The organism is Geobacillus sp. FJAT-46040 (genome assembly GCF_002335725.1).
Taxonomy (GTDB): domain Bacteria; phylum Bacillota; class Bacilli; order Bacillales; family Anoxybacillaceae; genus Geobacillus; species Geobacillus thermoleovorans.
This window is the reverse complement of sequence record NZ_NISS01000001.1, coordinates 3,220,553-3,245,426: the sequence shown is the minus strand read 5'-3', so window position 1 is coordinate 3,245,426 and position 24,874 is coordinate 3,220,553. Positions and strand designations below refer to the sequence as shown.

At 52.4% G+C, this 24,874-nt stretch carries 25 protein-coding genes and 1 pseudogene; 7 read left to right on the top strand and 19 right to left on the bottom strand.

The window, feature by feature from the left end:
• Nucleotides 1-93 precede the first annotated feature (93 nt).
• The 16 genes and pseudogenes from CD000_RS17280 to CD000_RS17205 form a co-directional block, all read right to left on the bottom strand.
• A complete protein-coding gene (locus CD000_RS17280; protein WP_096226157.1) occupies nt 94-1,701 on the bottom strand; it encodes a DUF4046 domain-containing protein in 1,608 nt (535 codons plus the stop codon).
• 505 nt (nt 1,702-2,206) lie between these two features.
• Nucleotides 2,207-2,323: pseudogene (locus tag CD000_RS19315) on the bottom strand (flagellin); the annotation flags it as partial.
• A gap of 345 nt (nt 2,324-2,668) precedes the next feature.
• Complete coding sequence (locus CD000_RS17270) at nt 2,669-3,841, bottom strand: flagellin N-terminal helical domain-containing protein (RefSeq protein ID WP_096226155.1); 1,173 nt, start codon at nt 3,839-3,841, stop codon at nt 2,669-2,671.
• A gap of 185 nt (nt 3,842-4,026) precedes the next feature.
• A complete protein-coding gene (gene csrA / locus CD000_RS17265; RefSeq protein WP_096226154.1) occupies nt 4,027-4,266 on the bottom strand; it encodes a carbon storage regulator CsrA in 240 nt (79 codons plus the stop codon).
• Nucleotides 4,267-4,282: 16 nt separating this feature from the next.
• The gene (gene fliW, locus CD000_RS17260; RefSeq protein ID WP_096226153.1) at nt 4,283-4,717 is read right to left on the bottom strand and encodes a flagellar assembly protein FliW; all 435 of its coding nucleotides are present in this window, start codon (nt 4,715-4,717) and stop codon (nt 4,283-4,285) included.
• 22 nt (nt 4,718-4,739) lie between these two features.
• The gene (locus CD000_RS17255) at nt 4,740-5,294 is read right to left on the bottom strand and encodes a DUF6470 family protein (protein WP_096226152.1); all 555 of its coding nucleotides are present in this window, start codon (nt 5,292-5,294) and stop codon (nt 4,740-4,742) included.
• 21 nt (nt 5,295-5,315) lie between these two features.
• Nucleotides 5,316-6,215 (bottom strand): flagellar hook-associated protein FlgL, encoded by a 900-nt coding sequence (flgL, locus tag CD000_RS17250; protein WP_096226316.1) that lies wholly within the window; start codon nt 6,213-6,215, stop codon nt 5,316-5,318.
• 10 nt (nt 6,216-6,225) lie between these two features.
• Nucleotides 6,226-7,767, bottom strand: a complete 1,542-nt coding sequence (gene flgK / locus CD000_RS17245) for a flagellar hook-associated protein FlgK (RefSeq protein WP_096226151.1) — start codon at nt 7,765-7,767, stop codon at nt 6,226-6,228.
• A gap of 121 nt (nt 7,768-7,888) precedes the next feature.
• A complete protein-coding gene (locus CD000_RS17240) occupies nt 7,889-8,422 on the bottom strand; it encodes a flagellar protein FlgN (protein ID WP_023633641.1) in 534 nt (177 codons plus the stop codon).
• A complete protein-coding gene (flgM, locus tag CD000_RS17235) occupies nt 8,419-8,688 on the bottom strand; it encodes a flagellar biosynthesis anti-sigma factor FlgM (RefSeq protein WP_033014950.1) in 270 nt (89 codons plus the stop codon). The genes CD000_RS17240 and flgM overlap by 4 nt, the downstream gene beginning before the upstream one ends.
• Before the next feature lie 68 nt (nt 8,689-8,756).
• Nucleotides 8,757-9,170, bottom strand: a complete 414-nt coding sequence (locus CD000_RS17230; RefSeq protein WP_020756449.1) for a TIGR03826 family flagellar region protein — start codon at nt 9,168-9,170, stop codon at nt 8,757-8,759.
• A 21-nt stretch (nt 9,171-9,191) separates the two neighbouring features.
• Nucleotides 9,192-9,632: a YaaR family protein gene (locus CD000_RS17225; protein ID WP_096226150.1), complete on the bottom strand. Its 441-nt coding sequence runs from the start codon at nt 9,630-9,632 to the stop codon at nt 9,192-9,194.
• A complete protein-coding gene (locus tag CD000_RS17220; protein WP_096226149.1) occupies nt 9,619-9,882 on the bottom strand; it encodes a hypothetical protein in 264 nt (87 codons plus the stop codon). The genes CD000_RS17225 and CD000_RS17220 overlap by 14 nt, the downstream gene beginning before the upstream one ends.
• On the bottom strand, nt 9,879-11,591 hold the full coding sequence (locus CD000_RS17215; protein ID WP_198962521.1) for a hypothetical protein: 1,713 nt from the start codon (nt 11,589-11,591) through the stop codon (nt 9,879-9,881). Before CD000_RS17215 ends, CD000_RS17220 begins: the two co-directional genes overlap by 4 nt.
• A 64-nt stretch (nt 11,592-11,655) precedes the next feature.
• Nucleotides 11,656-12,348, bottom strand: coding sequence for a ComF family protein (locus tag CD000_RS17210; RefSeq protein ID WP_096226147.1), 693 nt, complete (start codon nt 12,346-12,348; stop codon nt 11,656-11,658).
• Nucleotides 12,345-13,736 carry an ATP-dependent helicase ComFA gene (locus CD000_RS17205; protein WP_096226146.1) on the bottom strand — a complete coding sequence of 464 codons (1,392 nt, stop codon included), beginning with the start codon at nt 13,734-13,736 and terminating at the stop codon, nt 12,345-12,347. Before CD000_RS17205 ends, CD000_RS17210 begins: the two co-directional genes overlap by 4 nt.
• A gap of 865 nt (nt 13,737-14,601) precedes the next feature.
• Between CD000_RS17205 and CD000_RS18570 the strand changes: the two genes are divergently transcribed.
• On the top strand, nt 14,602-14,745 hold the full coding sequence (locus CD000_RS18570; protein ID WP_158225557.1) for a hypothetical protein: 144 nt from the start codon (nt 14,602-14,604) through the stop codon (nt 14,743-14,745).
• On the opposite strand, the gene CD000_RS17195 is transcribed toward CD000_RS18570, so the two are convergent.
• The 3 genes from CD000_RS17195 to CD000_RS17185 form a co-directional block, all read right to left on the bottom strand.
• Nucleotides 14,742-15,587, bottom strand: a complete 846-nt coding sequence (locus tag CD000_RS17195) for a DegV family protein (protein WP_096226314.1) — start codon at nt 15,585-15,587, stop codon at nt 14,742-14,744. The two genes, CD000_RS18570 and CD000_RS17195, sit on opposite strands and share 4 nt — an antisense overlap.
• A gap of 254 nt (nt 15,588-15,841) precedes the next feature.
• Nucleotides 15,842-16,516 (bottom strand): response regulator, encoded by a 675-nt coding sequence (locus CD000_RS17190; protein ID WP_096226145.1) that lies wholly within the window; start codon nt 16,514-16,516, stop codon nt 15,842-15,844.
• Nucleotides 16,513-17,694 (bottom strand): sensor histidine kinase, encoded by a 1,182-nt coding sequence (locus CD000_RS17185; RefSeq protein WP_096226144.1) that lies wholly within the window; start codon nt 17,692-17,694, stop codon nt 16,513-16,515. The genes CD000_RS17190 and CD000_RS17185 overlap by 4 nt, the downstream gene beginning before the upstream one ends.
• A 360-nt stretch (nt 17,695-18,054) precedes the next feature.
• On the opposite strand from CD000_RS17185, the gene CD000_RS17180 reads away from it, so the two are divergent.
• From CD000_RS17180 to CD000_RS17155, 6 genes are all read left to right on the top strand, one after another.
• Nucleotides 18,055-18,696 (top strand): YigZ family protein, encoded by a 642-nt coding sequence (locus tag CD000_RS17180; RefSeq protein WP_096226143.1) that lies wholly within the window; start codon nt 18,055-18,057, stop codon nt 18,694-18,696.
• 32 nt (nt 18,697-18,728) lie between these two features.
• Nucleotides 18,729-19,736 carry an LCP family protein gene (locus CD000_RS17175; protein WP_096226142.1) on the top strand — a complete coding sequence of 336 codons (1,008 nt, stop codon included), beginning with the start codon at nt 18,729-18,731 and terminating at the stop codon, nt 19,734-19,736.
• Nucleotides 19,737-19,977: 241 nt separating this feature from the next.
• Nucleotides 19,978-22,425 (top strand): SH3 domain-containing protein, encoded by a 2,448-nt coding sequence (locus CD000_RS17170; RefSeq protein ID WP_096226141.1) that lies wholly within the window; start codon nt 19,978-19,980, stop codon nt 22,423-22,425.
• A 217-nt stretch (nt 22,426-22,642) separates the two neighbouring features.
• Nucleotides 22,643-22,783 carry a hypothetical protein gene (locus tag CD000_RS18315; RefSeq protein ID WP_233130479.1) on the top strand — a complete coding sequence of 47 codons (141 nt, stop codon included), beginning with the start codon at nt 22,643-22,645 and terminating at the stop codon, nt 22,781-22,783.
• 233 nt (nt 22,784-23,016) lie between these two features.
• The gene (locus CD000_RS17160; protein ID WP_096224841.1) at nt 23,017-24,153 is read left to right on the top strand and encodes an IS110-like element ISGka2 family transposase; all 1,137 of its coding nucleotides are present in this window, start codon (nt 23,017-23,019) and stop codon (nt 24,151-24,153) included.
• Nucleotides 24,154-24,280: 127 nt separating this feature from the next.
• Complete coding sequence (locus tag CD000_RS17155; RefSeq protein WP_233130478.1) at nt 24,281-24,874, top strand: SH3 domain-containing protein; 594 nt, start codon at nt 24,281-24,283, stop codon at nt 24,872-24,874.

Genomic DNA, 24,874 nt, shown 5'->3' with positions numbered 1-24,874 from the left:
GACAGCTATCGGTTTATGGCAATGACATTGGTACATAATCTCTTCAACTTTTTGCTTCATTTTATCATTTTTAACCTCTTAATGCCTTAAAAATCATCGTTCCAGAGAACAATGAACATTAATCTGTATCCCATTACTAATCAAAAGGGACACAATTCTTTGAAACCCTTTTTCCCGAAAATCATCAGGCATGATCACAATCAACGTATAATCGGCGAGCGAATGGTAAAACTGCATTTTTCGGTCCGCCTTCTCCGTATACCACTTGTAACGCGTCGAACCATATAGTCCGAAATATTCGACAATCCACTTTCTGCCGTTTTGTTCAATCACCCAGTCAGGGATATATACTTCGTCATATTCGTAGTTCACAAAACGACATCCTTCTCTTTCCACTTTCCCATCAACGACCTCGCGAATCAAAAAGTTATGGATTTCTAGTTCTTCTTTTGAATCACACAATTGCCCGTCAATCCCAACTAGCAAATTAAATTCCTCAGGCTGAAATGTATATTCGGGGAATGATTCCATAATCCAACGGTAAAATTTGCTGTCGTAATGACGATCGACCATGCTGATAAACCGTGGGAAATGCTTGCGGAAATACGCCCGGTTTAACCGCGGCAACTCCTCGCGGCCGATCCCCCGCTTGGCACAAAACGTCCGCAGCGCCTGTACCCGTTTTTGCAGCGAATGCCAATGTTGGTTCGGCACACGCTGAAACTCTGTTACATCATACTTCCCTGGAAACACCGCCTCTATAATCTCAATCGGCGAACCATGATATTCATGCAACAGACCAGTCAGCCCTTCCGCCATCAGCCGCTGTTTCGTCATAAAGCGCGGGACATCCTGCTCGGCTACTTTCTCCCTTTCAATCAAATCAATAATTGCCTGTCTAACATTCTTGATATCTTTCCAATAGCCGTTTGGTTTTGTGTGAAAATCATCGAGTGAAAATTGGTTGGGGAAAAGATATTGTATAAACTCTAGAGGCGAATTGCGGTGATGTTTTAAAGCTGCACTAAAACGATGCTTGATGAGCATTTGCTGCGTCACTTTCTTCGGCACGTCTTCGAACTGAATCTTTTCTTGACGAAGCATGTCCATAAACTGTTCTCTTAAAAATTCGCGGTTCATTGCATAACCTTGAGGAATTTTTTTAAAATCCGTTTCTTTAAAACGGCCGGGGTATAGGGCGCTTATCAAGCGAAATGGGGAGTAACCGTATCGCTTTAAAGGATTGGAAAATCCCCATTCGACAAGCACATATCGATTTACTTTTTGAGGGATCTCCTCAATCTTGATTCCCTCTTTATCCAAATACCACTCCAAACGTTTACGTATATTTTCAACATTACGCCAATAATCAACCGGAACACGGTAGAAGTCGAATTCATTATATTCGTTAGGGTAAACAAACTCAATGAGCCGACGGGGAGATTTAAACCGATTCAAAACTCCCCAAAGTTTTTGTTCTCCAATAATCTTTTTATTTATCTTCGGAATTTGTTCCCTTGATAAACCAAGTTGTACTTCTAGCACATAGCGTACCAAGATGATGACATTTTCGTCCTTTTCCCATGTCCCTGCCGGAAGCGCCTTTCTCTTTCCAGCTAGCAATTCTTTGTACACACCTATAATCGGGAATTGCTCCAATTCGTAACAAGGAATTGTCCGATGTTCATTTGTATCCGTCACTTGAATCACCCCCTTTGATTATAGCATATATACAAACGTACGTTCTATATACTTTTAAAATTTTTTGTCTTATCATCCTAACAAAAGAAATACCGAGGAAACCAAATGTCCCTCGGTATGTTTTCTCGTATTAACGAAGCAATTGCAATACCCCTTGCGGTTGTTGGTTGGCTTGCCATGCCTCAACGTCTTTCGAACGTTGTGTAGACTACCTCTTCACCCTCAGCTTCACCTGTTAGGGGCTGGGCGCTTCGGTTCGGCATCGGCCTCCCCTACGGGCTTCATCACCATAGCACTCGCCGTAGGTGGTATGCCCTAGTCGTTGAACCTTCTCCACCCTTTCGGGACAGGAGCTTGGCTGCTGGTTGCCCAATCCTTTGACTTTTCAAGCCATCACGCTTGCCGTTTCCAGCTACGTTGTGGCGCCAAAGGCTCTCAGGGCTTCCCAGCAATTCACCCAGTCATCCTCTTAGCCGTTTCCAGCTAAGACGCCCGCCAAACCAACCTACCGAAGCAGCTGCAACACCGCCTGCGGCAGTTGGTTTGATTGAGCCAACATCGCTTGCGCTGCTTGCGCCAAGATGTTGTTTTTCGTGAATTCCATCATTTCTTTGGCCATCGTGCCACCCTCACTTTCGTGACGGGACAAGACTACCTCTTCACCCTCAGCTTCACCTGGTAGGGGCCGGGCGCTTCGGATGATGCAGGACGATGGAGGAATCCTGTTCATCCTATGGACTTCATCGCCATAGCAGTTGCCTTAGGCGGTATGTCCTAGTCGTTGAACCTTCTCCACCCTTTCGGGACAGGAGCTTGGCTGCTGGTTGCCCAATCCTTTGACTTTTCAAGCCATCACGCTTGCCGTTTCCAGCTACGTTGTGGCGTCAAAGGCTCTAAGGGGTTTCCAGCAATTCACCCGGTGATACTCCTAGCCGTTTCCAGCTAGGACGACTGTGCCTGTCGCTGCTTAGGCAGCTAAGGCATAATCTACGTCGCGGATACGAGACTCAGCGGCTGTTAAGTTTTCTGCAGCTGTACCTAAGTTATTGATTGTGTGCTCTAAACGGTTTTGATATGCACCAAGCTTAGAACGCTCAGCTGATACATTTTTGATTGCATCATCAATAACATCGATTGCAGCTGTAGCGTTAGCATTAGTAGAAACATCTAGAGCCTTAAACTGTCCAGTGCTTGTAGTTCCATCAGTAACATCAGTAGCTGTTGTATAAGTAGCTACTTTACCTGATGAAGCAGTTACAGTTGTTCCTGTAGCAGTTGCTACTTTTAACAAAGTAGACGTTGCACGCATATCACTAATATTTATCCCAATGCTTTGACCACCATTTGCACCAATTTGGAATGTTAACCCATCAGTTCCTGGAGTCGGGTTTGTTGTTCCAGCTGTTAAACCAATCGCTGATAAGTTACCAGAAGTTGCAGCATTTATTGTAATTGAATCAGTAGTGTTCTTAGCAGTGATTTCGATTTTGCCACTATTGTTAGTGACAGTTACACCTGAACCTAAGGCTGTCTGTAAATCATTAACTAAGTCAGTCATTGTCTTAGTTGAACCATCATAATTCTGGTTTAATGTAACAGTTTTAGTAGTGGTGCCAATACCTACAGTAAATACTAAGTTTGCACTGCTAAAGTTCGTACTTGACCCAAGAGTAACTGTACTTCCAGTTACCTTTGCAGCAGTAGCAGTAGATGAACCAGCTTTTGTTCCATCAAGTAATTTTTGAGTGTTAAACTCTGTAGTATTCCCAATACGGTTAATTTCCGATGTTAATTGGTTAATCTCTTTTTGAATTTCCCCACGATCAGTAGTAGTATTTGTATCGTTCGCAGCTTGCACCGCTAACTCACGCATACGTTGAAGGATAGAGTGAACTTCGTTTAAAGCCCCTTCTGCTGTCTGGAGGAGTGAGATTCCGTCCTGTGCATTGCGTGACGCTTGCTCCAACCCACGAATTTGTCCACGCATTTTTTCCGAAATCGCAAGACCTGCCGCATCGTCACCAGCGCGGTTAATGCGAAGACCGGAAGAAAGTTTTTCCATGTTTTTCGCTGCTGCGCTTTGACCGATCGTCAGTTGGCGATACGTATTCAACGCCGCAATGTTGTGGTTGATTCTCATGTTCTCTTCCTCCTTGAAATGATGTTTTCCACGTCCTTGTGGAACGGCGGGGCTAGGGCGAAAGTCGGCCGCCTTTCGCCGTATGCCGCGCTCATTGTTTATATCGGCGCGTTTTTTGGAAGTTTAATAGGGAAATTTAATTTTTTTCGATGGAGCGAAAAAAGCGCCGTTTGGGCGCTTCGGCGTTATGGATGTTTCCATTGTTTCAGCTTGGCGGTCAGTTCGGTGAGCGAGGCTTCGTGCGCTTCGGCGGCGGCACTGTTTTCCGCTTGGATGGCGAGGTACACTTCTTTGCGGTGAATGTCGATGTGCCTCGGTGCGTTGATGCCAAGCTTTACTTGATCGCCTTGGATGGCGAGGACGGTGATTTCGATGTCATCGCCGATTTGGATCGCTTCTTTGAGTTTGCGCGTTAAAACAAGCATGGTTCGCCCGCCTCCTTTACGTCGCCGCTTTTTCCGGGAAGAGGCGATGTTTCGTTTTGTACGCGGTGTTCGATAAGATCACTTGCTTGCCGATTCGTTTTCGGGCGTTGATGACCACGGGCGCCTGCAAGTTCGCGGTCGTGTTGTCGAACGGGTCAGCAACCGTCAAGATGACGTACACGGCGACGTCGCGTTCGCTTTCGATGTCAAGCTGTTCGACCATCGCTTCATCCAGTTCAAATTCGTACGCCGGAAAGTACGAAAACGGCTCGATCAACACAAACCCAAGCGCGGGGGTCTTGACCGACTGCAAGATGACAAACGGCGTGTCGGCGAGCGGCAAAAGGACGAACCGCTTCTCGTCCGCAAATCCGGGCAGGCCGTGGGGGAAGCGGATGATGTCTTCGTCCTTCACCGCCACCGTTCCGTGGTATTTCGTGTCGATGTTCAATGCTTGCTCCTCCTTATGTTCCTCAAATGACGACGTCAATGTGAAGCGACGGACGCTGGGCGAGGCGGATCGCCACCTCGCCCGGCGTGTAGCGAATGATCGGTGTATGCGTGCGGGCGCGGATGACCGGTTTGTGTGTCTCAAAGCGAATATCCACATCCGCCGGGGTATAGGATATGTGAACGCTGAACGGGGACGGCACCCAGCCGATGTTGAATTCGTACATCGGAGTTTCGCTGTTTTCTTTCGCCTGCTCGGCGATCGGGTTGCCGCCGTCCTCGATGCGCATGAGCTCGTCGCCTTGGCGAGAGACGCGGGCCAGCCCGTCAAGCCAATCGTTGTATCCTTGTTCAGCAAACTTTTCGATGCGGCGGAAGATATGTTCTAAGTTCATGTCTTCCCACGCTTTTGTCTGATCGATCGTTAGCTTGGACGGCGTCGTACGGATCGTGAGTCGGGCCGGAGATTGCTCGATTTCCAACTCGGCAGGCGGCTGTTGGATTTCTAGTTTCGCCGGAACGGTTTCGATGGCGATTTTCGCCATCGTTGACTGCAAGCGGATCTGCGGCAACTGCATCGTCATCTCCCCCTTATCCGCTTAGCGCAAAAAGTCGAGCAGCGTCGGCTGAATGATGCGGGCGCCGACGCCAAGGGCGGCACGGTGCACACTTTCCTGTGTTTTCAAATCGGTAATGACCCGTTCGATATCGGCGTCTTCATTGTCCGACAAAATTTGTCGGGCGATCACTTCCTGTTCATCGACACGCGCTTCCATCAGCTCAAGGCGGTTGCTTCGCGCGCCAAGCTCGGCACGCTCGGCCAAGACGTTGTCGATGTGCTTGTCAATATAGGATAAATAACCGTTCAGCTCTTGGCCGCTCTTGCCAGCTTCCAAGTCATTCACAAGCGCTTCTAAATCGCTGAACAGCCCTTGTCCTGGAGTCGCGCTGTACGTAAAGACGCGCGTCGGATTGACGTTGACCGGGAGCTGGATGCCTTTTAACAGCTCGATTTTCACTTGTTCTGTGTTCGTCGACACTTTGTTCACTGGGGCGTCCAAGTTGACCGGCGGTCGAAGGGTATCCGTGCCATTGAAAATGTATTTGCCCGCAATTTGTGTGTTGGCAATGGACACTAAATGGTTTTTTAGCTCATCGATCTCTTTCGCGATATGCTCACGCTGCGATTGCTCATACGTATCGTTGCTTGCCTGGACGACGAGCTCGCGAATGCGCTGGAGCACTTGCGTCGCTTCGTTAAGCGCCGAGTCGGACGCATCGATCCAGTTATGGGCTTCGGAGAAATTGCGTTTAAACTGTTCCACCTCAGTTAAGTTCGTCCGGTACGCCACCCCTTTGATGGCCACGACCGGGTCGTCAGACGGGCGGGCAATTTTTTTGCCGGTGGACAGCTGGTCTTGAATTTTGCCGAGCCGTTCATAGCTTTGGCTCAAGTTGCGCAGCATATTTTGCGTTAACATCGATTGCGTGACGCGCATCATCGCTCACCTACCTTCCGACAATTCCCATGCCGTTAATGATTTTATCGAGCATTTCATCAATCGTTGTAATCGTGCGCGCCGCCGCGTTGTAGGCGTGCTGAAACCGAATCATGTTCGTCATTTCTTCATCGAGCGACACCCCGCTGACGGACTGCTGCCTTTCCTCCACCGACTGGCGGAGCACTTCGGAGTTGTTGACGAGGCGGTTCGCCTGTTGGGTGTCGACCGCCAGCTGGCCGATCATGCTTTCGTAATACGCCTGCAGCGTGCCCGCTGTGATCGGATACGAGACCGACGGCGCCGGATTTTGCAGGTTGGCAAAATTGCTGTTTTTGACATTGGCGAGACGAAGGGCGTTTAAGCCGTTCCCCGGTTCGTTCGGCGCTGATGAAGCGGCGATATTGTTTAAATCATCAATATTGGATGACAATTGGATCGCTTTCGCTGCCCCGTCCACTTGCGTCAAATCGCTGAAAAACAGCCCTCCCGGGTTGCTCGGGCTGAGCGTATACCCTGTTTGGTGCACTTCGTTAAACCGTTTGGCGAACGAATACGCGAGCGTATCGAGCTTTTTCAACATATCGGGATAAATGCCTTTGACACCGCTTCCGTCATCATATCCGTAGGCCTCGATCAACCCTTTCAACTTGCCGGAGGCGACAAACGGGATGGAAGAGCCTCCAAGCGAAAGTCCGGTAAGCGGACCGGTCGGCATCTCCGGGGAGGAGCTGGCGCTCGGCGATACGGACAACGTCTGGTATCCTTGGTTGCCATTGACCAGCAGCTGACGCTGGCCGTTGCCATCAAAAATATATACATCATAAGACCCCTCCGCTATTTTCAGCGCATTGCCGCCGCTTGGCTTCGGCTCGACTTCGATTTTGACGAGCGCAGACAGTTCATCGAGCAGTCGGTCGCGCTCATCGTACAAATCGTTCGGCAAGTAGCCGTGCGGTTCGACTTCGGCGATTTGTTGGTTGATTTTATACAGCTGTTCCGCGATCGAGTTGATCGATTTGACGGTCACTTGAATTTCATTGGCGAGATCGTTTTGAATAGAGGTTAACGAATCGGCCAAATAATGAAACGTCTCGACCACCGCCAGTCCGCGCTGGCGCACGACCGAGCGGGCCCCTGTATTTTCTGGGTTTGCACTTAAATCCTGGAGCGCCTGCCAAAATTGATCCATGGTTTTGGATAAACCGCTGTCGGACGGTTCGTTCATAATGTCCTCCATTTTTTTTAACGCATCGGCTTGGGCTTGCCAATAGCCGAGCTTGTTGTTCTCGCCGCGGTATTGCCAGTCAAAAAAGCGGTCGCGCACCCGCTCAATCGAGCCCGCCTCGACCCCCGTCCCCATCTGTCCCGGAATTTGCGGGCGGTTGAGGGACGCCGGCGGGTACGGCTCGCTTTGGACAAAGTTGACGCGCTGACGGGAATAACCGGGCGTGTTGGCGTTAGCAATGTTATGGCCGGTCGTGTACAGCGCCATTTGCTGCACGGCCATGCCGCGCTTGGCGACTTCCAGCCCGTGAAATGTTGATCCCATCGTGCCCCTCCTTTTCATCTTCTAATGATTGTCCGCTGTTTTCTGCCTAGCGGCTCTGTTTCGTTTTGACGGCTGTTGGATGGATCGATCTCTCCTTATTTTCCGTCGGTGACTTGTGCTGCTATGCTTTGGAATCAAAGAGTGAACGGCTTCGTCCATGTCCATATTGTCTCGTTGATTGGTTTGGCGCGGTATAGTTCACGTTGGGCGGCTGCGGCATCAATTGGTCCAACATCAGCGTCACCCATTGCAGCGACTGGCGGATGAGCTGCCCATTCAGCTCGTTGACTGCCTGGAGTTCGTTGATCACGTCGAGCAACTCGCTAGCCAACTGTTCGGCTTTTTGCCGCTCCTCCTCGTCCATTTTCGGCAAGCAATCGGCCAATGTCAGCGGATGCCCGCCATCGGACCATGCGGCGACGAGTTGTGCCCGCTCGCGCTCGAGCTGCTGGATGGCGGCGATAGCAGTTTGTTCTTTTTGGATCAGCTGCATTAATCCGTCCATATCGCCTCGTTTTAATACGTCCGTTTTTTGATAGGCCAATTGAAGCAAATGCCGGTGCAGCGTCAAGTGCCGGTCAAGGAGCGCCATCAGCTGCAGCGCTGGCGCACGCTGTTCATCATCGGTTCGGCGATTTTCTACCCTTGTGTTCATTGGCCATCGCCCTTATAGAACTTGTATAGTTTCTCCGCAATGGCGCGGGCATCGATCTCATACGTTCTGTTGTCGATTTGTTCCTTCAACCGGCGCACTTTCTCTTCCCGCTCGGCGGCCCAAGTGGAGCGTTGCTGCAGCTCTTTTGCCTCCTCAGAAATTTCGACGCGATCCCGCCGCCCGGGTTGCCCTGTTTTTCCTTGTGGGATGCCCGAGTACTGACGGTAGGGATGAACGCCAATCAAAAACCGGTTATCGATTCTCACTGCGATTCCTCCTATCCGTTCCGCCCGTTGTTGCCTTACTACTATTATCGGTCAATCCGTTCATTTGTTTAGCGGCCATTTCGCTCTTTGTCGGTGTAATACGTGCGAAACACTTGTTTTTTCTTCTGTTCTTCTTCTTTTTTCGCCATTTCCAGCTGCCTTTGCAAATCTTTTGAACAGTCAGCGCACATTCTGCCTTCGCGGATCAGCTTGCCGCAACGGTCGCACGGATATCCTAAATTCGGCAGCTGCGCCAACGTTAAGCGGCCGCTTTTGATGAATTTGACCAGCAGCGTCTCAGGCACCCCTGTCGCATCGACAATTTGCTCCATCGTCGCCAACCGGTTTTCCCGGCGCCGCAAAAATTGGACCACGGTTTGAAATTGCCGTTCTTCTTCTTCATGACAAGACGGGCAAATATCGCGAAACGGCGAGCGGACAAACAGACGGCCGCAAACCGGGCAATTTTCTAAGTTCATCATTCTCCCCTCCCAATGTGCCCATTACGTATACAAATTGACGATCAACCCTTGAATTTCCCCCAACGTCTGCAGCAAATCAATCCTCGGCCGTTCTTGCTCGAGCACCGCGTTTGTGACGTCCAGCAGCTTTTGGTCGATCGTTTTGACGATATGATAGACGCGGGAACGGCCGCTCCAATGGAACCCATACTGCTCCGTCAGTTTCAAGCCATGGTTCACCGCTTCATCGAGCAATTGTCTGACGAGCTGTTTATACCGCCGTAAATCGTCAACCGTCCGCGACTTGGCCAGTTTTTTTCCTTGCTGTTCGATTTCATCCGCCAACTGCCTCAGCCGCTCGTTTCGCAGCTTTTCCTGCTCCTTGGCGGTCAGCTCGGCAAATGACACGGATGGCGAAAAAGAAGCCGCCGCTTTTTTGCCGATTGGAACCGATGGGGTGTTGGCAATTTTATTGATCTCCATCTTCTTCGCTCCTACCGCCTTGTTCATCAAGCTTCTGAATCCATTTTAAAACTTCCCCTATCACCGCGTAAAGCTGCGGCGGGACGCGCGGCACCGGATCGACCAGCTGTCTCAGCAACTCCCGGTCATGGGGCAGCGGAATGCCCGCCCGCTCCGCCTTGTCGGCCACCTCATCAGCGAGCTGCCGCGGCTGTCGGCCAAGATGTTGCTCATATGATTTGAAAGCAGGGGCGTAACGGTGTCTGTTCATATCGTCCACTCCCACTGGCTCGTTTCGTTTTCCGTCTTCACTCTGTCTGTCGCCGCCCGCTCCTCGTCTTGGGTGTCCATCGGTTGGAAAGTGAGGCGTTGCACCCGATAACCGATCTGTTCCAAATGGTCTTTGACTGTCGCCGCACATGACTGCAACACCGCCGCCAACCGCTCGTGTTCTGTTTCCACCGTCACGGACAGCTGCCGTTCGACCGACTGCAAGGAAATGCCGACTTTGCCTTGATTCGTGTCCAACAAAAAGTAGAGGCGGCAGTTTTGCCAATCAAGTTGGCCGCCACCGCTGCGAGCGTTGACGTGCACATGCACGGTCGCCATCTCACCATGAAGCGAGAGTGGCCACTGGTACAACATAGTTTGGGTGTGGCTGTCAACAGTAAATTTGTTGAGCAACTGTTGGCCGGTAAGATTCATGAGCAGCCGTTCCGCCTGCGCGGGAGCGGTTCCTTCCTCAACCCATGACAGCAGCAGCGATTTCAAATTCTCGACCGGCGGTAACCACTCTCCACTCAAGAGTGCACGGGCCGCTTCTTGCTCATGGAAAAAGCCAAGGCGACGCAGCGATTCAACGACGCCTCTCGCCGATAGTGCGTTGTCACGAGCCGCTTGGGACGCGTGTTTCAGTATGCGCGACAGCTGCTCGTGCGGCTTCGTGCCCTGCCGCTCGTCCGATTCGATGAAAAAGCGCATCACCTTTTGCTCGGACGGCTGAAAGCGGAGCGACTCCAACAACGCTTTCACTTCACGCACCGTCTTTGCGGCTTCGTCCATCTTTCCTTCCGCAAGGCCGTGTTTCGCCTCTGCCAACTTCGCCCCCGCCTCAAGCAACTTCGTTTCCGTTTTCATGTCAGTAAACAACAACCATTCCCCGTGCAACAGCATGCGGTCGAGTGAATGAATGAGCGACTCAACAAGCGGCGCGGCTCGCTCTGTCGACTGTTGGGCAGCGGCATGCGCAAATTGTTCGAGCTGACGGACCATATCACGCTGCCAAACACGAAAATCGTGCACGAGTTGCACCATTTTTTCCGTCACTACCGTCACGGCAAACGTCCGGGCCTCTGCCGTCGGAAGAACCAGCTCCGATGCAACCGCATACGCGCGCGAACCTTCCAATCGCTCCGTTTGTTCACGAACAGGCGCCGCTTTTGCTTCATGGGTTTCTTCCGGTTCCGTTTTCGTCAACAACGGCGCCAACAGGTCTCCGAGCGGCGGGCCGTGGAGCGCTTCATGCGCTAGGCGCAAATGCGTCTCGGTCACCTCGAGCTGTTTCGCCGTCAAAGCAGTGACCGTTTCTTGTTTTTGCTTGATCGAGCCGCCTTCCTTCTCCCAAAAGCGACGAACGGCTTCCTTTTCCTTTTCGGTCAGGCGAATGCCACGGGCCGACAGCCATGAATCGATTCCATCGTCCAACGAAGATGACACAAACCGCCCTATAGACGATAGGGGCACCGCTTGCGCCATCCAAGTTCCACCTTCTTGCTTCACAAGCCGCACCATAAACGAACGGTCGCTTGGGACGCCATCCACAAAGTGGACGCGTACATCCTGTTGGCCGATGGCGACCACGGCCTCTTGATCGTTGAACCTTTCTTTCATTACCGCCATCTGCACGCTCCCCGGCTGCAATGAAACAGCCGGTGCGGCGATCTCATTGGATCGTTGATCGTGATGGATACGCATCATCATTCTTCCTCGCTCTTTGTTCTCCTACTGTATTATATCGGCACGTAGGCTTCCAATGTTTACACTGTTACGCGCGAATGAGCGTCAACGCCCCCACCTCTGCCGCCCCCGCTCCAAGCAAAACAAGGGCCGCGTGGCGGACGGTGATGCCCGTCGTGTAAATGTCATCGATGAGAACGATTCGTTTTCCGTCAATCGGCGGATGTCCGGAGAGAAAAAACGGGTTGTCGGTCTCGAGCCGCTCGCGGCGCGATTTTTTCGATTGTTTTTCGGAATGCTTGCGAGAAAGCCAAGGGAAACACGGAAACGGAAGCAGGCGGGCGAGCGCTTCCGCTTGGTTGAAGCCGCGCTCATACAGCCGTTCGGGGCTCAGCGGGATTGGGACGATGTGCCAATCGCGGCCGAAATGTCGGCGAAACGCTTGGGAAAACGGACGGCGGAATGCCTCGACGATGACATAGTCGCCGCGGAATTTCCATAAGGCGACGACGTCTTTCATCCAGTCGTTGTATAGATACACAGATCGGTTTTTCACGAGCACCCTCCCCCATTGTTCATCATCCTGCCACCGGAGACAGTCGGCGCACAGCGATGGCTTGGCTTCCTCGAGCGGGCGGCCGCACATCTCGCAAAGGCGGCCGTCAATGAGTTTGAACGACCCGCGGCAGCGTGGGCAAAGGACGTCAAGGTCTTCGAGGAAAAGAAGCTGGCGCCAGCTCGCGATCGGGTTGTACGGAGAATGGCAAAGGAGGCAGTTCATCGATGCAGCAACCCCCTTTTCTTTGCTGTCTCATTCATGCGGACAATGTGGCGGCGCGCCCGCACCATCTCGTTCGTTTTCCCGTGATGGAAAAAGCGGACGTCGCCATCCGGAAACGCCGCGTGGCGGCCGACGCGGCCGGCGATTTGCACGAGAGCGCTTTCCGTAAAGATGCGGTCTTCGGCGCCAAAGACGGCGACATCGATGTTCGGCACCGTCACTCCCCGTTCAAGGATCGTCGTCGTCACCAACAGCGGCACGCGCCCATCGCGAAACGCCTGCACATGATCGGCGCGATCCGGGGCTTCGGCGTGGACGCCGACGATGCGGGGATTGACGCGCTGCAAGAGGCGGGTGACAGCTTCAAGCTCATCGATATGGGGAACGAACAAAAACGCCTGCTTTCTCTGTTCCAAACGATGGAGAACCCACGCAAGGACGTTTTCGGGCAAGCGGCCGCGCTCTAACCGCTTGCGCCAATTGCCGCACCATTCGAACACGGGGACGGGAAGCGGACGGCCGTGGTAGCGGGCGGGGATGACGACGGCGTTCCGTTTGCCACGCGCAATGTCACGTTGCCAAGCGCGGGAGGGAGTGGCGGTGAGATAGATGAGGCTTGATCGTTCTTTCCGCGCTTGACTGACGGCGTATTCAAGCATCGGTTCAACCGAATACGGGAAGGCGTCGACTTCATCGACGATCATAACGTCAAATGCGCGGTAGGCTCGCAGCAACTGGTGGGTGGTGGAGAGGACCAAAGAAGCGATCCGCCCGCGCTCATCGCTTCCGCCGTGCCAAACGGCGAGCGGAACGCGAGGAAACGCCTGGCGAAAGCGGGGAGCAAGCTCGCGGACAACATCGGTCCGCGGCGTAGCGAGGCAAACGCGTTCGCCGTTCTCAAGCGCCGCAGCGATAGCGGGAAAGAGAATCTCCGTCTTTCCCGCCCCGCATACCGCCCAAACGAGCAGCTCGCTTCGGTCAAGCACCGCCTGTCGGACAGCCTGCGCGGCCTCCGCTTGGGCGGCGGACAGTTCCCCGTCCCAAGCGAGCGGCGCTTCATAACGGCTGGAAGGAAGAGGCAAGGCCCCATGAACAAGGCGGGTGCAAGTGCTGATGCGCCCCATCACCAAGCACTTGCGGCAATACGTGCAATCCGATCCGCAGCGGGCGCACGGAAACGAGGCGAACAGACGACGATCGTCGTTTCCGCAACGGACGCAGCGCCAGCCGCGCGCTGTTTTGATGAGCCCGGGTTGTTCGTGAAGCAAACCGGTCTGGATGGCGGCGGCGATTTCTTCATCGGGAAACGGCAGCTGCTCCCGCGGGAGACGCTGACCGTTCAGCCAGGAAACGAGCGGCGAAGCAACAGAAGATGGGAGAATGTACAATGAGCATCACTCCTTTTGAAATTCAAGAAAAGCATGTTCCCGAGCTGGGAGCCAAAAAGAGCGGGTGGCGCAGTGATGCGGTAAAAACGCGCTCCCCCCAGGTTGAAAGGCTTTGAGCGCATCAATGAGCCAGTGTTATGGAGAAAGAGCAGAGCTGATGATGTTTTTCCCTAAAAGGCGGGTGGAAAACCGCTGTTCCCCTTGATCGATGAGTTGAATGTGTGAAAAGAAGGAACGACGCTACAAGGTTTTTCTAGTTGAGAAACGAAGCGAGAAAGCGGTTGTGCTAGCAAATCACCGCCCTTCTAACAAAATGATGAAAAGATGGGGAGGAAGCAAAAAACGGCAGCCTTCGATCGGCAAAGAAAGTGGAGGCAAAAAGGGCTTCCCAATGGAGTCAAGATGTGGTTTGACCCTCTTTTTCACGACATATCGACCTTCGAAGGAAAAGGATAAAGCGAAATCCGACAACATCAAAGATCCACAGAGAGTCATCGAGTCGATCGACAACGTGTTTCGACAACATTCCCAGGGAAATAGCGACACATTTTTCAGGAAAGGAAAACCGTTCGACAAGTTCGGCCAGCCCCACATCTCCGCCCGTTTCATAAAGTGGAGAGAGGAGAAGAAGACGATGCAGCTGACGAATTTGACATTCCCCACACCTAAAGGGAATAGGTTTTCTCGCTCTTATGTTTGTCACGGATGAATTCGTCAACTGCGGGCAGTTATGGAGAATACCGCCGAAGGAGAATGGCAAGCGCATTGAAGTTGGATGAGGAAATCGGTAAAAACATTATATGAAATAGCATCCACTATGAATAGCATCAACATGACCCAAAACTCATTCGGATCATTTCGTCCCATGAATGCCAAACGGGAAGACGGAAACATCTTGATCGACCATACAGCGGAAACGAGAATCCGCCGCCGTGCAAGGCGGAGCGCACCGTTCCGCCTTGCGCTTGGCTGCAGCGCCTCGAGACGGCGCTTTGCGGCCTCGGCTTAAGGCTGATACCACGTCAACCCGAGCGCGCCTTCGCCGACGTGCGTGGCGATGACGGGGCCAAAATAGCTGATAAGAAACTCAACGTGCGGATAGCGGGCGGACAGCTCATTGCGCCAGCGGTGCGCTTCATCGGGCTGGTTGGCGTGGATGATGGCGGCTTTGAGCGGCACACCCTTTTCCGCATCTTCGGCGAACAGCTCTTCGATGCGGTGGATCGCTTTTTTGCGCGTGCGGATTTTTTCAAACGGCACGATCACTTTGTTTTCAAAGCGAAGAAGCGGCTTGATTTGCAAGAGGCCGCCGATGAACGCCTGCGCCCCGGTCAGCCGTCCGCCCCGCTGCAGATGGGACAAGTCGTCGACCATAAAGTAGGCGCGCAGCGTTTGTTTCATTTCATCCAAGCGAGCGATGATATCCTCAGGAGACCTCCCCGCCTGCGCCATTTCCGCCGCTTCGATCGCATAAAACCCTTGTGCCATGCAGCTGATTTCCGAATCATAGGCGTAAACGCGCAGACCATCGACCATCGTTCCCGCCGTCACCGCGCCTTGATACGTGCCGCTGATGCCGCTTGAAAGGTGGATGCTGACGACCGCCTCGTATCCTTCCTCGCGAATGGCGGTGAACAAGTCAACAAACTCACCGACCGACGGTTGGGACGTCGTCGGCAACGTCGGATGCTGCTTGATTTTGGCAAAAAATTCATCGGCCGTCATATCAATCTCTTCGCGGTACGTCTCATTCCCGAAAATGACGCTGAGCGGAATCAGGCGAATGCCCAACCTCTCGCGCACCTCTTTCGGCAAGTAGGCCGTGCTGTCGGTGACAATTGCCGTTTTCACGAACGCCATTCCTTCCTGATTTCAAATTTTCTTCCATTATACCAAAAAGACAAACCGCCCACCACTACGAATCCAAATGGAGGATAGCGCACCGCAAGGACCTAAACAAAGCCGCTTGCCGCCAACTACAAAACAGCTTGTCCTCACCACGGACACACCAACAACGAAGCATCGCTGCCTCGATCCCCTCAACACCAGCCGCCAGACGCCCATCCAATCCGCCGACAATAGGCGGAAACGAAGGGGCATTGCCATTAGCGCACTTCCACCCAGCCGTTTTTGATCGCGACCACAACGGCTTGCGTCCGGTCATTGACGTTTAACTTTTGCAAGATGCTGCTGACGTGGTTTTTCACTGTTTTTTCGCTAATGTACAGCGCTTCGCCGATGGCGCGGTTGCTTTTGCCGTCGGCCAACAGCTGCAGCACTTCGCACTCGCGCCGCGTCAGCAAATGAAGCGGGCGGCGCACCTCCTGCTTAACCACTGCGCCGCCTTTTTCCGTCGTCAATCGGCGGTATTCGCGAATCAAGTTGTGCGTCACTTTCGGATGCAAATACGATCCGCCTTCCGCGACGATTCTCACCGCCTCAATGAGTGTATCGGCGTCCATCTCCTTCAACAAATACCCGGTCGCTCCCGTCTGCAAGGCGCGCATGACATAGTTTTCATCGTCATGAATCGACAGCACGACGACTTTCGTATCAGGGTAAGCTTCAATCAGCTGTTTCGTCGCCTCAACGCCGTTGATGTCCGGCATGTTAATGTCCATCAGCACCAAATCGGGTCGGTATGTTTCGACGATTGAAAGCGCTTCACTTCCGTCGCTTCCTTCCGCCACGACTTCACAATCGCCCTCAAATTCCAAAATGCGCTTGATGCCCTCGCGAAACAGCTGGTGATCGTCGATAATCGCGATGCGTGTTTTCATCGTTTCCTTTCCTCCTTGTTCGTTTTGTCAGTCGAACGGTCGAGCGGAACGCGAATGAACACGGTCGTTCCGCTGCCAATCTTTGAGCGGATGTCGAGCGTGCCGCCGAGCAGCTCCACCCGCTCCCGCATTCCAATCAAGCCGAACGCATTTTCTTTTTTGACCGATGGATCAAATCCCTTGCCATCGTCTTTGACACTGACAAGCAGATGGTGGCACGTCACTTCCATTTTGACGTCGATATGGCGCGCTTCGGCATGCTTCAAGGCGTTTTGCACCGATTCTTGGACAAGCCGAAACACGGCCGCCTCCATCCGCGACGGCAGCCGAATTTCTTCGCCGATATGTACAAAGGAAATGTGGACTCCCTTGTTATATTCTTCGGTCGTTTGCAAGTATTTTTTTAGCGTCGGCACCAGTCCTAAATCATCAAGCGCCATCGGCCGCAAATCGTAAATGATGCGGCGCACTTCGGACAAAACCGAACGCACCATTTTGCGAAAATCACGAATCTCGGCGATCGCCGCCTCTGTCCCTCGCTCTTTGATCACCTTTTCGACCAAATCAGACCGAAGAAGGACGTGAGCGAGCAGCTGCGCCGGGCCGTCATGGATTTCCCGCGACAGCCGCCGCCGCTCTTCTTCCTGGGCTTCGATGATTTTCAGCCCAAATTCCTGCTTTTGCTTCGCTCCTTCAATAAGCTCGCCGACCTGGCGGAAATCGCTGTTTAAGTAGTGGAGCACGACCGTAATTTGTCCAACTAAATAATCGGCGCGTTCGATAATTTGCGCAAGGCTCGCCAATCTCCGCTCGAGCTCGTCGCGGCGCAGCCGCAGCTGTTTCTCCCGCTCGCGCACCATCGTCAGCTTTATATGCAGCTCGTGCGCCGCTTCATACGCCTCGCGAATATCTTGCTCCGAGTGGGTGGAAAAGTTTTGGCTCACTTCCGACAGGCGGCGGCGCGCCTGACGCGCCTTCATTTCCAGCTGATCCGCTTCTTCGATCGCCTGCACGGTCAGCCGCTTCACCTCCTCGAGTTCGCGAAGCAAATGGTCGTGCTCTTGACGCGACTGCTCCCCGATGCGGAAAATTTCGTCTTTGCTATGTTGAACGGTGTCGATCATTTTTTCGACAATCCGATCTAACTGCTTTACGTCCCACTGTTTTGCCTTAGCCATTTGCCAACCTCCAACAGCGCTGCCAAGCGGTGCGCATGGGCGCCAGCAAAATTTGTTTGAAGGAAAAAAGTTGTCGATTTATAATAATAAAGGCTCTTCACCACAACATGTACTTGACAAGCAATGCGGTTTCCTGCGTAAGGATAGGCAAAAAGTGCTGATTTTCCCTCACAAGCGTAAATAGGGTATGTTCAGAAAAAATCAAGTACAACTTTTGGTGAAGAGCCATAATAAAAGCATGCTCTATCTATTGCTCTTTTATTTTCAGTTTACCATAATTAGAGTAGAGCGCTAGCCATTCATGCAAAAAAATGAACAAATAAACCGTTTGCACGATGTTGATCGTTGAGGTGTTTCGTTTTGTTGCAAAAATATTACACGGTTAAAGGATACGGTGAACACGAAATCGTAATTGAAAAATCACGGTTTATCTGCTATGTCAACCGCACGGAAACGGAAGAAGAGGCCGTCGCCTTTATTCAACAAATCAAGAAGAAGCATTGGGACGCCACCCACAACTGCTCCGCCTATTTGATCGGCGAGCATGACCAAATCCAAAAAGCGAACGATGACGGCGAGCCGAGCGGCACCGCAGGGGTACCCATGCTTGAGGTGCTGAAGAAAAAAGGGGTGAAAGACACCGTCGCCGTTGTCACCCGCTACTTCGGCGGCATCAAGCTCGGCGCGGGCGGGTTGGTGCGCGCTTACAGCCGCGCCGTCTCCGAGGGGCTGAACGCCGCCGGCATCGTCGAGCGTCGGCTCATGCGCGTCATGCATGTTACGATCGACTACCCGTGGCTTGGGAAGGTGGAAAATGAGCTGCGCTCTTCCGTATATACTATTAAAAATATCCAATATGCCGACCGCGTCACGTTTGATGTTCTCGTTCCCGAGGACGGCCAGCCTTCGTTCGGCGAGTGGATGACCGAACTGACAAACGGAAGGGCGGACATTCAGGCGGGAGCGATGGAGTATGCCGAACGGTTGCTTCCGTCTTCCTAAAACGACACCGTAAAGGAAAGAAGGGTTAAACGATGAATCATACAAGAAAAACGGTGAAAAAGCGAAAGAAAAAAAAGCGGCTCCGCCGATTATTTTTGCTCGTGTTTCTTCTTTTGCTCGGGGGTGTCGGCGCCTTTGGCTACAATATTTACTCCGAGACGAAACAGGCGTCAAGCAAAATTTATCAAGCGCTTGATCCATCAAGCAAGCCTGCAAAAAATATTGAAATGCGCAAAGATCCGTTTACCGTGCTGTTAGTCGGAGTGGAAAACCAGTACCACGACGAGGAGGGGCGGTCTGATGTCGTCATGCTTTTGACCGTCAATCCGAAGACGAACAAAGTGTATTTGTTGAGCATTCCGCGCGACACGCGCGTTTACATCCCGAGCGAAGGGCGGAAAGACAAAATCACCCATTCCTACAGCTACGGCGGCATTCAATCGACGATTGCAGCCGTCAATGAGCTGATCGATGTACCGATTGACTATTACGTGACAACCGATTTTGACGGGTTCCAGAAAATTGTCGATTCCTTAGGCGGCGTCACGGTGGATGTTCCGTTCACATTCAAAGCCCAACTGACCGGCTCCCTCAAATGGCATACGTTCTATAAAGGCAAACAAGAGTTGAACGGCAATGAAGCGCTCGCCTATGTGCGCATGAGAAAATCGGACCCTCGCGGCGATCTTGGGCGGAATGAACGGCAGAAACAAGTCATCCGTGCCATTATTGACAAAAGCACATCTATTGCTTCGCTGCCGAAGCTCGATGATGTTATCGCCAATTTGGGAGATCACGTACGCACAAACATTCCCCCGTCCGAGCTGTTGTCATTCGTCTATGTCTATCAAAAGATGAAAAATGCGGACGTACAAAATCTGCATCTAGAAGGATACGATGAAACGATCAACGGCGTATACTATTACATTCCGGATGAGCAATCGGTCAGCTCAATCAATGAAACGCTGCGGCAAGCGCTCGAGACGTCCAACGCCTCCCTCACGCGCAGCGATTCACCATCCACACAAAGCCAAAATTAACGATCACAAAGAAGGTGCTCCCAAAAGCAATGGGGCGCCTTTTTCCATTTACAGCGTATATCATGCCGCAATGATGATGAAAGAACACAACTTTTCATATCCTCTGCTTTTTTTCTCTCTTTTTCAACAAAACTTTTCATTTTTTCTCATAATAGGACTGAATTCGGGTTGGATAAAACGGCAAAATTCGCTATGATAGTATAGAAAACGCAAACTTGAGAAAAAAGGGGGGATCGAATCCTTGAAAAAAACGCTTCTTTCCGTCTTGTTGGCGACTTGCCCGCTGTGGCCGTCGGCCGCCTTGGCCGCCGATGGAAGTCCGTCCTCATCCTCACCGACACTCATGGTCGCTGAGCATAACGCTTTGCTGAGGAGAGGAGCGACGGATTCCTATCAAATCGTCGAATCCATTTCCGCTGGCCAACAAGTAAAGGTCATCGACAAGTTCCAAAACGCTGCTGGCGAAACGTGGTATCGCATCGAATATAAGGGCATCACGGGCTGGGCGCGGGCAGACGACTTTTCTGAAGCGCATGTCTCTTCCGCCTTCCCTAACGTGATGTTCGCCAAGCAAGACTCGTTGCTGAGAAGAGGGGCAACCGATTCATATCGGTCCGTTGGTTCGATTCCCGCTGGCCAACAAGTGAAAGTCATAGACGAGTTTCAAAATGCCTATGGTGAAACGTGGTACCGCATCGAGTACGGAGGCGTCACCGGCTGGACGCGTGCGGACAGCTTTTCTAACCAACCGCCTTCCATGCTCGTCGGAAAGCGTGCGGTCATCGCCGCCAACGACATCGCGATGCGCAAGGGGGCATCCCCTTACTATCCGGTCGTCAAAACACTGTCTAACGGCGATGTCGTCTCCATCATTGCCGAGTTCACCAATTCGCTCGGGGAACAGTATGTGCGTGTGGAGTGGGCGGGAGTCAAAGGATGGGTGAAAACGGAACAGATCTACATACCCAAACAGCTTCCGACACTTTTGCCGACATTCATGAACGTTGTGCAGTCCTCCCCGGTTCGCCGCGGGGCGAGCGTCCATTACCGCGCCGTCGCCACAGTGTCACGCGGTCAATCTGTCAAAGTGATCGATTTGTTCGTCACGAATGGTCAGGAACTTTGGTACCGCGTTGATCTCGGACATGTCCGGGGATGGGTGTCGGAAAAAGTGTTGACGATGTCATCAACCATTTCGGTTCCAAGCGGTGTCTCGGATACGTCCAGCATCTCAGGCCAGCCGCTGACGGTCAGCGTTTCGGTCGCCAATGTGCGGCAAGCTCCATCTTTAAAAGCAAAAGTCGTCACCCAACTGAAAAAAGGAACCAAACTGAACAGCCTGTCAAGCGCCAAAGATGCGTCGGGAGCGCTTTGGTACAAAGTGTCCCTCAATGGAAAAACGCTCGGCTGGGTGCACGGGACGGTCGTAACCAAATCCTACCTTTCCCCACCAGCCAGCCAGGGGATGCAAAAGCAGGTGACAACCGCTAATGCGGCGCTGTTTGCCGAACCTTCGTTGAGCGCCGCCGTCATCGAGCGGATTGCGAAAAACCGAACGGTCACGGTTTTGAAGACGACAGAAGCATCTCCGTTCGACTGGGTGCAAGTCACCTCTGCATCGGGGAAAACGGGATGGATGCCGGTGTTTGAAGTAAAAGCCCCATCCTACGTATACGTCAAACAGGCGGGCACTCCGCTGCGCCGAGGTGCCTCTTCGAACTATCAATCGTTGAAGGCGTTGGCAGCGAATGAGCGGCTTGCTGTCCTTTACGAATATCATGGATGGCTGAATGTCGAAACATCCAATGGCGTCCGCGGATGGGTGGAGGAATCAAGCACCTCTACCGTCGCCTTAAATAGTCTCGTTGAACCGACGTTTTCGACCATCAACGAAGATGCCTATTTGACGTGGAAAAAAACTTCTAATTTCCGCGTCTCCTATTCGTTGTTGCCGGGCAATCGTCTGAAAATCACCGGCTCGTTTTCCTACGCTGAAGTCCCGTCGACCGACATTCCAGGCATACAAACGGTGGAGTGGAACGGCAGCAGCCTGCTCATCACCTTTGAACCGGGGTACACGTTCACCCTTCGCCATTACAGCGACCGATTGGCGCTGAAAATTCTCGAGACCGGACTCAAGGGCAAAAAAATCATCATTGACGCAGGGCATGGGGCGCACGACACCGGGGCGATCGGCCCTGGCGGCACGCGGGAAAAAGATATTACTCTCGACACCGCCTTATTGCTAAAAGAAGAATTGGAGCGGGCCGGAGCGATCGTGAAATTGACGCGAAGCACCGACATCTTTTTGGAGCTGTCTGAACGGACATGGATCGCCAACAGTTCCGACTACGACGCCTTTATCAGCATTCACGCCGACTCGTACTCGCGGACATCTCGCGGAACGACAACGTACTACAACGTATCGAGCAACTTCAATGGGCCAAAAAGCGAGCAGTTGGCCGCCATCGTGCAAAAACATCTTGTCCAACAGCTCGGAACATATGACCGCGGCCATAAAACGCAAGACTTTTACGTCAACCGAAAAAACGAGCTGCCGAGCATTCTCGTTGAGCTCGCCTTCCTCTCCAATCCAAATGAAGAGGCGCTGCTCAAAACGAAAGCGTTCCGCCAAAAAGCGGCCGTCGGCATTCGCGAAGGACTGGAAGAGTATTTCAGCCAATTCTAGTTTGTTCGCGTTCGGAGAATAATAGCATGAGAAGGCCGGTAATGCAACGGATTGCAAAGCTTTACGACGGAGTTCGTCAAACTGAGAAACATGGCAGCATCGCGTTTTCATTCCTTGCGATTCCTCATGAACCGAGCGAATCCGTTGTTTTTCACCGGCCTTTTAGGAAAGCTATTATTCTCCTTTCTTTCCATATCCAAAAACGGGGGAGATGAACATGATGAAACGAAAAGCCAAATGGGCCGTTGCTGCCAGCCTGGCGGTCGGAATGACGGCAGGCGCCCTCTTGTTTACGCCATCGGCGATGAAAGCATCGGAAAAGTTCCATGAGCAATTTTTGCTCTCCACCCGGGCATGAAAATCCCCCTTTTCTTCCCATAATGAAGAATAGGCGCAAACAGTTCAACAGGACGTTATGCTTAATGGTGGCTTAGACCCTGTACGGAAAAGTGTTTGAATCCACTGGGTGCACCACCCATTGTCCGCCCTTTCCTGTGATAGAGGAAAGGTGACGACGAACGGAAAACTGCCGCATTTCTCCCGTGGATTCGCTGTTTGCGCACTCGATCATCGAAAAGGAGGATTTTCATCATGGATGTCATCTATCCTCGCTGCGCAGGATTGGATGTTCATGCCGAAACCATCGTCGCCTGCGCGCTATGGGAAGAAGATGGACACATTCAAAAGGACATTCAAACCTTCTCCACGTTCTCGAAAGGACTTGGCGACCTGCTCGAGTGGCTCGAAGAACATGGGGTCACCCATGTCGCCATGGAATCCACCGGCGTGTATTGGAAACCGGTCTTTGCCTTCCTCGAGGGCTATGTCGACTTGACACTGGCCAATCCGCAGCGGATCAAAAATGTCCCGGGAAGAAAAACCGATGTCTCTGACGCCGAGTGGATCGCCAAGCTGCTCCGCCATGGACTCGTTGAAAAAAGTTTCGTCCCCCCAGCGGATATTCGCGAATTGCGGGATTTTACCCGCCTCCGCAAAAAGTGGGTCGGACAGCTGACTTCGGAGAAAAACCGGATTCAAAAAGTGCTCGAGTCTTCCAATGTCAAACTCGGCTCGGTCCTCTCCGATCTCTTCGGCGTTTCCGGAAAAGACATCCTCGCCCGGCTGCTTGAGAAGGGATACGTGGACAAGGACGAGTTGGATCAATGCCTGCGCGGAAGGCTCAAAAAGAAAAAGCAAGCGGTGTACGATTCGCTGCTCGGCACCTTGACCGAACACGAGCTCCGTCTCCTTCGCCTCTTGTGGAAACACGTTGAGGAATTGGAGCGGCTCATCGAAGAAGTCGACCAACACATCGACCGCCTGCTCGAGCCGTATCGCGAGGAAGTGAACCTGTTGATGACCATGCCCGGAGTGAAAAAACAAACCGCCGCCGTCATCATAGCCGAGATGGGAACCGACATGAGCGTCTTTGAAACGCCGGAACGGGCGGCTTCATGGACTGGATTGTCCCCCGGCAACCATGAAAGCGCCGGAAAGCGAAAGAGCACGCGCACGACAAAAGGCAATCCCCATCTCCGATCGGCGTTATGCGAGGCGGCATGGTCAGCAGCTCGATCCAAGACGCATCCCTTGTCCCGAAAGTTTTGGTCGTTGGCGGCCCGGTGCGGGAAGAAAAAAGCCCTCATCGCCACAGCTCGGCGGATGTTGGTGATCATCTTTTGCATGATCTCCCGCAAAGAGCCGTTCCGCCAACCACAACTTATTTAGTCTAGCCAAAAGGCAGACAGGTTATACGAGATGCCTAAAATCGGGCACCTCTGCTTTCCTATTGCCTTTTTTGGCCATTTTCAGTATACCCTCACGGATCAGGAGCGTATACCGCACTCACCAAGTGGTGGGGATTTTCACGGAAAAAGTCGTGTTAGCGAGCGTCGACTGGGTGACTTCCCAGCTCAACCCGATGAAAAACGACATTGCCAACCTGAAAGCACAACTGGCCGCCCAGCAACAACAAATTCAACAACTTCAACAACAACTTGCCAGCAAACCCGCTTCGCCTTCTTTGCCTTCTGTCGTCTATGTAGTGAAAAACAATGCGGCCGTCCGCAGCGGAGCGTCAACGAGCTACCACGTCATCACTTATAAACAGGCAGGGGCTTCACTGCAAGTGGTCGGGGCGCACCTTACTTCCCAAGGATTGTGGTACAACATCATCCTCTCCTCATCGTTGAAAGGTTGGATTTATTCCGGCGATGTCTCGACATCCGCCGTCAGCAGCGACAGCACCAAGCACGTCATCGCCACGGCCGCGGTCAATATTCGAAAAGGAGCGACGACTTCTTATCCGATTATTGCGACCGTTCCAAAAGGGACAGAGATGGTCTATATTCAGCCGTTTACCAACAGCAAAGGGGAGAAATGGTACAACGTGCAACTGTCTGATGGGCGTCGGGGTTGGATGGCCGCTGAATTTGGTGAGGTGAAGTAG

Excerpts from the sequence above, each read along its gene's own strand:
- CD000_RS17270 (WP_096226155.1), bottom strand. The coding sequence starts at position 3,841 with ATGAGAATCAACCACAACATTGCGGCGTTGAATACGTATCGCCAACTG.
- csrA (WP_096226154.1), bottom strand. The coding sequence starts at position 4,266 with ATGCTTGTTTTAACGCGCAAACTCAAAGAAGCGATCCAAATCGGCGAT.
- CD000_RS17255 (WP_096226152.1), bottom strand. The coding sequence starts at position 5,294 with ATGCAGTTGCCGCAGATCCGCTTGCAGTCAACGATGGCGAAAATCGCC.
- flgL (WP_096226316.1), bottom strand. The coding sequence starts at position 6,215 with ATGCGCGTCACGCAATCGATGTTAACGCAAAATATGCTGCGCAACTTG.
- flgK (WP_096226151.1), bottom strand. The coding sequence starts at position 7,767 with ATGGGATCAACATTTCACGGGCTGGAAGTCGCCAAGCGCGGCATGGCC.
- CD000_RS17240 (WP_023633641.1), bottom strand. The coding sequence starts at position 8,422 with ATGAACACAAGGGTAGAAAATCGCCGAACCGATGATGAACAGCGTGCG.
- CD000_RS17230 (WP_020756449.1), bottom strand. The coding sequence starts at position 9,170 with ATGATGAACTTAGAAAATTGCCCGGTTTGCGGCCGTCTGTTTGTCCGC.
- CD000_RS17225 (WP_096226150.1), bottom strand. The coding sequence starts at position 9,632 with ATGGAGATCAATAAAATTGCCAACACCCCATCGGTTCCAATCGGCAAA.
- CD000_RS17220 (WP_096226149.1), bottom strand. The coding sequence starts at position 9,882 with ATGAACAGACACCGTTACGCCCCTGCTTTCAAATCATATGAGCAACAT.
- CD000_RS17215 (WP_198962521.1), bottom strand. The coding sequence starts at position 11,591 with ATGATGATGCGTATCCATCACGATCAACGATCCAATGAGATCGCCGCA.
- CD000_RS17210 (WP_096226147.1), bottom strand. The coding sequence starts at position 12,348 with ATGAACTGCCTCCTTTGCCATTCTCCGTACAACCCGATCGCGAGCTGG.
- CD000_RS18570 (WP_158225557.1), top strand. The coding sequence starts at position 14,602 with ATGAATGCCAAACGGGAAGACGGAAACATCTTGATCGACCATACAGCG.
- CD000_RS17190 (WP_096226145.1), bottom strand. The coding sequence starts at position 16,516 with ATGAAAACACGCATCGCGATTATCGACGATCACCAGCTGTTTCGCGAG.
- CD000_RS17185 (WP_096226144.1), bottom strand. The coding sequence starts at position 17,694 with ATGGCTAAGGCAAAACAGTGGGACGTAAAGCAGTTAGATCGGATTGTC.
- CD000_RS17175 (WP_096226142.1), top strand. The coding sequence starts at position 18,729 with ATGAATCATACAAGAAAAACGGTGAAAAAGCGAAAGAAAAAAAAGCGG.
- CD000_RS18315 (WP_233130479.1), top strand. The coding sequence starts at position 22,643 with ATGATGAAACGAAAAGCCAAATGGGCCGTTGCTGCCAGCCTGGCGGTC.
- CD000_RS17160 (WP_096224841.1), top strand. The coding sequence starts at position 23,017 with ATGGATGTCATCTATCCTCGCTGCGCAGGATTGGATGTTCATGCCGAA.